The organism is Pseudonocardia nigra (genome assembly GCF_019396355.1).
GTDB classification, from domain to species: domain Bacteria; phylum Actinomycetota; class Actinomycetes; order Mycobacteriales; family Pseudonocardiaceae; genus Pseudonocardia; species Pseudonocardia nigra.
Genome location: NZ_JAHKRK010000308.1, coordinates 1 through 6,771, shown reverse-complemented (window position 1 = coordinate 6,771; position 6,771 = coordinate 1). Strand labels below are relative to the sequence as shown.

Here is a 6,771-nt window from a genome sequence, read left to right as displayed (position 1 = left end):
CCCCCGAAATGCGGGAGGGCCCCGCCGGCGAACCGGCGGGGCCCTCCCCGTGCTGCTGACTCGTCCTAGTCGGCGATGTCCTTCGGCCGCCCGGCGTCGGGGCGGCCGGCGAGCACCTCGCGCTGCTCGGTGCGGGACTCGCGCTGCGCGTCGCCGGACTCACCGCGGTGCTCCGCCGCCTCGGCGGCCGCCTCCTCGGCCCGCGCCCGCTCCAGGCCGGCGACCTCGTCGGCCGCGTCGGGCGTGAGGAGCGAGCCCTGGACCGGCGCACCCGCGATGCCCAGCTGGTTCATCCGCTTCGGCACCGCGGCGCCCTGGTAGGCCAGCGGGATCGCGTGCCCGTGGGCGTCGACCCCGGCCAGCGGCTGGTGCACCTCGATGAACTCGCCGTGCGGGAGCCGCTTGATGATGCCCGTCTCGATGCCGTGCTCCAGCACCGCCCGGTCGGACTTCTGCAGCCCGATGCAGATCCGGTAGGTGACGTAGTAGGCGATCGGCGGCGCGACCAGGAGCAGGATGCGGCCCGCCCACGTGGTGGCGTTCAGCGAGACGTCGAAGAAGTACGCGATCCAGTCGTTGATGGCCGACAGGCACAGCACGTTGAAGAACGTGATCGCCATGGCGCCCAGCGCTGTGCGGACCGGGACGTCGCGCGGCCGCTGCAGCAGGTTGTGCAGCGCGTTGTCCTTGGTGAACCGCCGTTCGACCCATGGGTAGATCGCGGCCACCACGAACGGCAGCGGCAGGAACGCCGCGGTCGGCCAGAAGGCCGCCGGGATGCGGTAGTCGCCGATGACGATCTCCCACGCCGGGAAGATGCGCGCCATGCCCTCGCTGAACCACATGTAGAAGTCGGGCTGCGAGCCGGAGGAAACCTGCGCGGGGTTGTACGGGCCGAGGTTCCAGATCGGGTTGATCTGCAGCAGCCCGCCCATCAGGCCGATGACACCGACCGTGACGGCGAAGAACGCGCCGCCCTTGGCCGCGAACGCCGGGAGGATCCGGACGCCGACCACGTTCTTCTCGCTGCGCCCGGGGCCGGGGAACTGGGTGTGCTTCTGGTACCAGACCAGCCCGACGTGCACGGCGATCAGCGCCAGCAGGACGCCGGGCAGGATCAGCACGTGGACGATGTAGAGCATCGGGATGATCTCGGTGCCCGGGAACTCGCTGCGGAACAGCAGCCAGTTCGCCCACGTCCCGATCACCGGGACCGACAGCGTGATGCCGGAGGCGATCCGCAGGCCGATGCCCGACAGCAGGTCGTCGGGCAGCGAGTAGCCGGAGAAGCCCTCGAACGTGCCCACCAGGATCAGCAGTACACCGATGACCCAGTTCGCCTCACGCGGCTTGCGGAACGCGCCGGTGAAGAACGTCCGGAACATGTGGGCGATCATCGCCGCGAGGAACAGCAGGGCCGCCCAGTGGTGGACCTGCCGGACGAACAGCCCGCCCCGGACCTCGAAGGAGATCGCCAGCGTGCTCTCGTACGCCCGCGACATGTGGAGGCCGCGCAGGTTGTCGAACGGCCCGTCGTAGACGACCTCGGTCATCGACGGGTCGAAGAACAGCGCCAGGTAGGTGCCGCTCAGCAGCAGCACGATGAAGCTGTAGAGGGCGATCTCGCCCAGCATGAACGACCAGTGCGTGGGGAAGACCTTGTTGAACTGCTTCCGCATGCCGGCCGCGGGGTGGTAGCGCTGGTCGACCTCGTCGAGCTGCCTGCCCAGCATCCCGTTGCCACCGCTGGTCGGTGTCGTGAGTGCGCTCATGCCTGCTCACCCAATTCCCAGAAGGCCGGGCCGATGGGGCCGCTGAAGTCCCCGGTCGCCACGAAATAGCCTTCTTCGTTGACTGTAATCGGAAGTTGCGGCAGCGGCCTCGCGGCGGGACCGAACACCGGCTTCGCGTACTCGGTGGCCAGGAACTGCGACTGGTGGCACGGGCACAGGATGCGGTTGGTCTGCGTCTCGTACAGCGAGGTCGGGCACCCGAGGTGGGTGCAGATCTTGGAGTAGGCGTAGTAGTCGCCGTAGTGGTAGTTCTCCGTGTCCTCGTCGTGCAGGACCTCGGTGCCCGGGCGCAGCCGGATCAGCATCACGGGGCTGTCGGCCCGGCGCAGGGCGTGCAGCAGGGCCTCCTCGTCGCCGCGCTCGGACTCGCGGAACGGGAACACCGTCATCATCGAGCCCGCCGCCTGGTCCTCCGGCCGGACGAGCGCGATCTCGTGCGGGTCCCCGGTGTCGTAGCGCAGGTAGACGGTCTCGCCGTCGACCGGAGCCCAACCGGTGGTCCACATGGCGGCCTGGTCGCCGCCCTTCCACGGGTCGCGCACGAGCGGAGCGAGCGCGGCGATTCCGAGCCCGAGCCCGAAGATGCCGGCCGCGGCGCCGGCGGACCGCTTGATGAGCGAGCGGCGCGCGATGCCGGTGTCCTGGCCCGCCTTCGCGAGCTGGGCGATCACGGTCTTGCGGGCGACCTCGTCGGACGCTCCGTCGTGGCGCTGCTGGACCGACACCTCGTCCGGGAAGAACTTCTTGACGTACGCGATCACGCCGATGCCGAGCGCGAGCACCGCGAGCCCGAAGGTCAACCCGACGATTGGCGTGTAGAGGACGTACATCGTGTAGCCGGCCTCGAACGGCGACCGGTACTCGTACGGCCAGAACAGGAAGGCCACGAGGAACGCCAGCGCGGAGAGGGCGGAGATCGCGAACCACAGGGCGACAGCGCGCTCGGCCCGCTTCTCGGCGCGCGTGCCGGGGACCGGCCACTTGCGCTGGTTGTGCACCACCACGACGTCGTCGAGCTCGGCGGCCAGGCGGGCCAGCTGCTCGGGCGTCATGTCCTCCAGTTCGGCGGCGGAGGGGGTGCGGGGATGCGGGTTCTCGGTGCCCAGGGCGGGCGGGTCCTGCCGAGACGTGCTCATGACTTCGCTCCCAGCCAGAGTGCGATTCCGATCAGGCCGCTGAGCCCGACGATGAAGACGATCAGGCCCTCCGCCGTGGGGCCGATGCCGCCCAGCGCCAGACCACCCGGGCTGTTGTTCGAGCCGCTCACCGACTTGACATAGGTGATGATGTCCTGCTTCTCCTCGGGCGTGAGCTGCCGGTCGGAGAACTTCGGCATGTTCTGGGGCCCGGTGAGCATCGCCGTGTAGATGTCGATCTCGGTGGCCGGGTCCAGGTTCGGGGCGAACTTGCCCGACGACAGCGCGCCGCCGCGGCCGGTGAAGTTGTGGCAGGACGAGCAGTTGAGCCGGAACAGCTCACCGCCGCGCGCCGGGTCGTCGCCGCGCAGCGCCTCGCCCGTCTCCTCGGGACGCGTGGGCCCGCCGCCGTTGGCCTGGATGAACGCGCCGAGGGCGTCCAGGTTGGCCTGGCCCTCCGCGGTCTCCGGGTCGAACTGCGGCAGCGGGGGCTTGCGCACCGCCTGGGCCTCCTGGCGGGCCAGCGGCATGCGGCCCGTCGAGACCTGGAAGTACGCCGCCGCGTCGCCGACGCCGATCAGCGTGGGGCCGCGGTCCTGAACACCCTGCAGGTTCGCGCCGTGGCAGCTGATGCAGTGGTTGTTGAAGAGCTCCTGGCCCTGCGCGATCAGCGCGGTGTCGTCCTGCGCGGTCGCGACCTGCGGCTGCGGGGCGAACGCGGTGTAGAGGCCGCCCGCGGCGAGCAGACCCAGGCCGAGCGCCATGGTGCCGGCGAGCCTGCGGCGGAACTTGGTGCGCGGGCCGCGGGCCGTCGACGCCCGCTTCGCGGGAGCTGCCCGGTCGGGCCCGTCACCGGAGGGCATGGAGGAGGGTGTGGTGGTCATCGTCTGCGTCTTCCAGCCCTTGCGATCAGCGGATGAAGTAGATGACGGTGAACAGGGCGATCCACACGACGTCGACGAAGTGCCAGTAGTAGGACACGACGATGGCCGCGGTGGCCTGCTGCGGGGTGAACTTGCTCAGCTTGGTGCGGATCAGCAGGTAGACGAACGCGACGAGCCCGCCGAGGACGTGCAGTCCGTGGAACCCGGTGGTCAGGTAGAAGACCGTGCCGTAGGCGCTCGACGACAGCGTGGTGCCCTCGTGGACCAGCTGGAAGTACTCGTAGCCCTGACCGAGCACGAAGACCGTGCCCATCACGAGCGTGAGCACGTACCACCGGCGCAGCCCGAACACGTCGCCCCGCTCCGCCGCGAACACCCCGAACTGACAGGTGAACGACGAGGCCACGAGGATGATCGTGACCACGAGCGCGTAGGGCACGTTGAGGTGCGTCGGCTCCGGGGGCCAGGTCGCCTCCGGCGGGTTCTGCGCGCGCGCGGTGAAGTAGATCGCGAACAGCCCGGCGAAGAACATCAGCTCGCTGGACAGCCAGACGATGGTGCCAACGCTGACCAGGTTCGGGCGATTCAGCGAGTGGATGCGAGCGCTGATGTTGGGAGCCGCTGTCGTCACGGGGGCATTATGACCCCCGCCCATCTTCTACAGCCTGTCGGGATACCTGGCGGGGCGATCGCGGTTCGGACACCCAACGGACGGGCACTCCCGGGGGTTCCCCCTCCGAGCACTACAGTTCCCTGCTGTGAGCAGCCCTGTCGCGCGCGAGACCCTGACCGTGCTGGTGTTCAGCCACCGCCCGGAGATCCGGGAGGCGATCACCACCGCCATCGGCAGGCGCCCGGCTCCCGACCTGGGCCGGGTGCGGTTCGTCGAGGCCGCGGGCATCGCCGACGTCCTGGCCGCGGCCGACGCCGGCGGTGTCGACCTCGCGATCCTCGACGGCGAGGCGCAGCCCACCGGCGGGATGGGCCTGTCGCGGCAGCTGAAGAACGAGATCGACGACTGCCCGCCCATCATCGTCACGGTGCGGCGGCGGGACGACCGGTGGCTCGCCACCTGGTCCCAGGCCGACGCCGTGCTGGTGCACCCGCTCGACCCGCTCACCGCCGCCGAGACGGTGGCCGACGTCCTGCGGCGCTCCGCGTCGCTCGCGGTCCGTGGCTGACGGCACCCTCACCTGGCCGGGCGTCCTCGGGCGGCTGATCCGGGCGGAGGACCTCGGGACGGTCGACACGGCGTGGGTGATGGACCGCGTGCTGTCCGCCGAGGCGACGCCGGCCCAGCTCGCCGGCTTCCTGGTCGCGCTGCGTGCGAAGGGAGAGACGCCCGCCGAGATCGCGGGGCTCGCCGAGGCGATGCTGCGGCACGCGCGCCGGGTCACGGTCGAGGGCCCGGCCGTCGACATCGTCGGCACCGGTGGCGACCAGGCGCACACCGTGAACATCTCGACGATGACGGCCGTCGTCGTCGCGGCCGCGGGTGTGCCCGTGGTCAAGCACGGCAACCGCGCGGCGTCGTCCTCGAGCGGGGCCGCGGACGTCCTCGAGGCGCTCGGCGTCGCGATCGACCTCCCCCCGGACGAGGTCACCGCGTGCGTCACCGAGGTCGGGATCGGCTTCTGCTTCGCGCCGGTGTTCCACCCGAGCTTCCGGCACACGTCGGGGCCGCGCCGCGAGTTGGGCGTGCCGACCGCCATGAACGTGCTCGGGCCGCTCACCAACCCCGCGCAGCCGCCGGCCGCCCTCGTCGGGTGCGCCGACGCGCGGCTCGCGCCGGTCATCGCCGAGGTGTTCGCCGGCCGGGGGGCGTCGGTGCTCGTCGTCCGGGGCGACGACGGCCTCGACGAGCTGACGACCACCACGACCAGCACGGTGTGGGTCGTCGGCGGTGGCGAGGTGCGCACGGAGACGCTGGACCCGGCCGCGCTCGGCCTCGCCCCGGCCACGCGGGAGGACCTGCGCGGCGGCTCGGCCGCCGTGAACGCCGAGGTCTTCCGCAGGCTGGTGGCGGGGGAGCGGGGCGCGGTGCGCGACGCCGTGCTGCTCAACGCGGCCGGCGCGCTCGTGGCGGCGGACGGTCCCGCCGCGAACCTCACCGAGGCCTTCGGCCCGGCGCTGGAGCGCGCGGCGGCGACGATCGACTCCGGGGCCGCGCAGGCGCTGTTGGAGCGCTGGATCGCGTTCTCGGCGCAGCGGCGCGCCTGACCCCACAATGCCGACGCAAGCGGGTGGCCGGGCGCCCGGTGGTGGCCGGTGCGCCCCATTTCGGCCGGTGCACCCCGTCGACGGGGCGCGTGGGCGGAGACGGGGTGCATGGGCGGAATCGGGTGCGTGCGTGGGCCGGGCGCCCGGTGGTGGCCGGTGCGCCCCGTTGCGGCCGGTGCGCCCCGTCGACGGGGTGCGTGGGCGGAGACGGGGGGGCGCGCGCCGATCGGGGCGCCTGAGGCGGCGCCGCTCAGTCCAGCCCGACGGAGAAGGTCGCCTCGGTGTCGGCGCGGGAGTAGGAGCGGAAGGCGATGTGGGTGTCGGTGCGTCGCACGCCCTCGACCTTGCTGAGCCTGCCGGCGATCACGTCGGCGAGCTGCTCGTGCTCTGTGACCTTGACGACCGCGATCAGGTCGACGTCGCCTGCGCACGAGTAGACCTCGCTGACGCCGTCGAGGTCGGCGATGGCCTGCGCGGTCTCCGGGATCCGGTCGGCTGCGGTGTGCACCATGACGATCGCGGTGATCACGACGGGCTCCTCGGGTCGGGTTGATCGACCACGGAGACTAGAGCGTGTCCCTTGGATCATGGGACGGGGTCGCGGAGCCAGTTCCTGATCGAGGCGACGTCGATGGTTCCGCGGAACATGTAGTCGCGCTTGTCGTAGCGGGTGGCGACCGCGCGGTGGCCCTTGAGCTTGTTGATCGCCCGCTCGACGACGTTGCGTCGCTTGTACTC

Annotated in this window: 7 protein-coding genes and 1 pseudogene; 2 read left to right on the top strand and 6 right to left on the bottom strand. The window is 71.3% G+C overall.

Annotated elements, in window-relative coordinates; translation table 11 throughout:
• Nucleotides 1-65: 65 nt before the first annotated feature.
• The 4 genes from qcrB to ctaE are packed head-to-tail and all read right to left on the bottom strand — an operon-like array spanning nt 66 to nt 4,468.
• Nucleotides 66-1,772 (bottom strand): cytochrome bc1 complex cytochrome b subunit, encoded by a 1,707-nt coding sequence (gene qcrB, locus KME75_RS38660; RefSeq protein WP_219419902.1) that lies wholly within the window; start codon nt 1,770-1,772, stop codon nt 66-68.
• A complete protein-coding gene (gene qcrA, locus KME75_RS38655; RefSeq protein WP_219419901.1) occupies nt 1,769-2,929 on the bottom strand; it encodes a cytochrome bc1 complex Rieske iron-sulfur subunit in 1,161 nt (386 codons plus the stop codon). The genes qcrB and qcrA overlap by 4 nt, the downstream gene beginning before the upstream one ends.
• On the bottom strand, nt 2,926-3,813 hold the full coding sequence (qcrC, locus tag KME75_RS38650) for a cytochrome bc1 complex diheme cytochrome c subunit (RefSeq protein WP_246633671.1): 888 nt from the start codon (nt 3,811-3,813) through the stop codon (nt 2,926-2,928). The genes qcrA and qcrC overlap by 4 nt, the downstream gene beginning before the upstream one ends.
• A gap of 25 nt (nt 3,814-3,838) precedes the next feature.
• The gene (ctaE, locus tag KME75_RS38645) at nt 3,839-4,468 is read right to left on the bottom strand and encodes an aa3-type cytochrome oxidase subunit III (protein ID WP_219419900.1); all 630 of its coding nucleotides are present in this window, start codon (nt 4,466-4,468) and stop codon (nt 3,839-3,841) included.
• A gap of 103 nt (nt 4,469-4,571) precedes the next feature.
• Here ctaE and KME75_RS38640 point away from each other — a divergent pair, with 103 nt between their 5' ends.
• On the top strand, nt 4,572-4,994 hold the full coding sequence (locus tag KME75_RS38640; protein WP_219419899.1) for a response regulator transcription factor: 423 nt from the start codon (nt 4,572-4,574) through the stop codon (nt 4,992-4,994).
• Complete coding sequence (gene trpD, locus KME75_RS38635; RefSeq protein WP_219419898.1) at nt 4,987-6,033, top strand: anthranilate phosphoribosyltransferase; 1,047 nt, start codon at nt 4,987-4,989, stop codon at nt 6,031-6,033. Before KME75_RS38640 ends, trpD begins: the two co-directional genes overlap by 8 nt.
• A gap of 250 nt (nt 6,034-6,283) precedes the next feature.
• Here trpD and KME75_RS38630 read toward each other — a convergent pair whose 3' ends face one another.
• On the bottom strand, nt 6,284-6,562 hold the full coding sequence (locus tag KME75_RS38630; RefSeq protein WP_219419897.1) for an Lrp/AsnC family transcriptional regulator: 279 nt from the start codon (nt 6,560-6,562) through the stop codon (nt 6,284-6,286).
• 56 nt (nt 6,563-6,618) lie between these two features.
• Nucleotides 6,619-6,771 (bottom strand): annotated as a pseudogene (locus KME75_RS44425) (IS5/IS1182 family transposase); the annotation flags it as partial.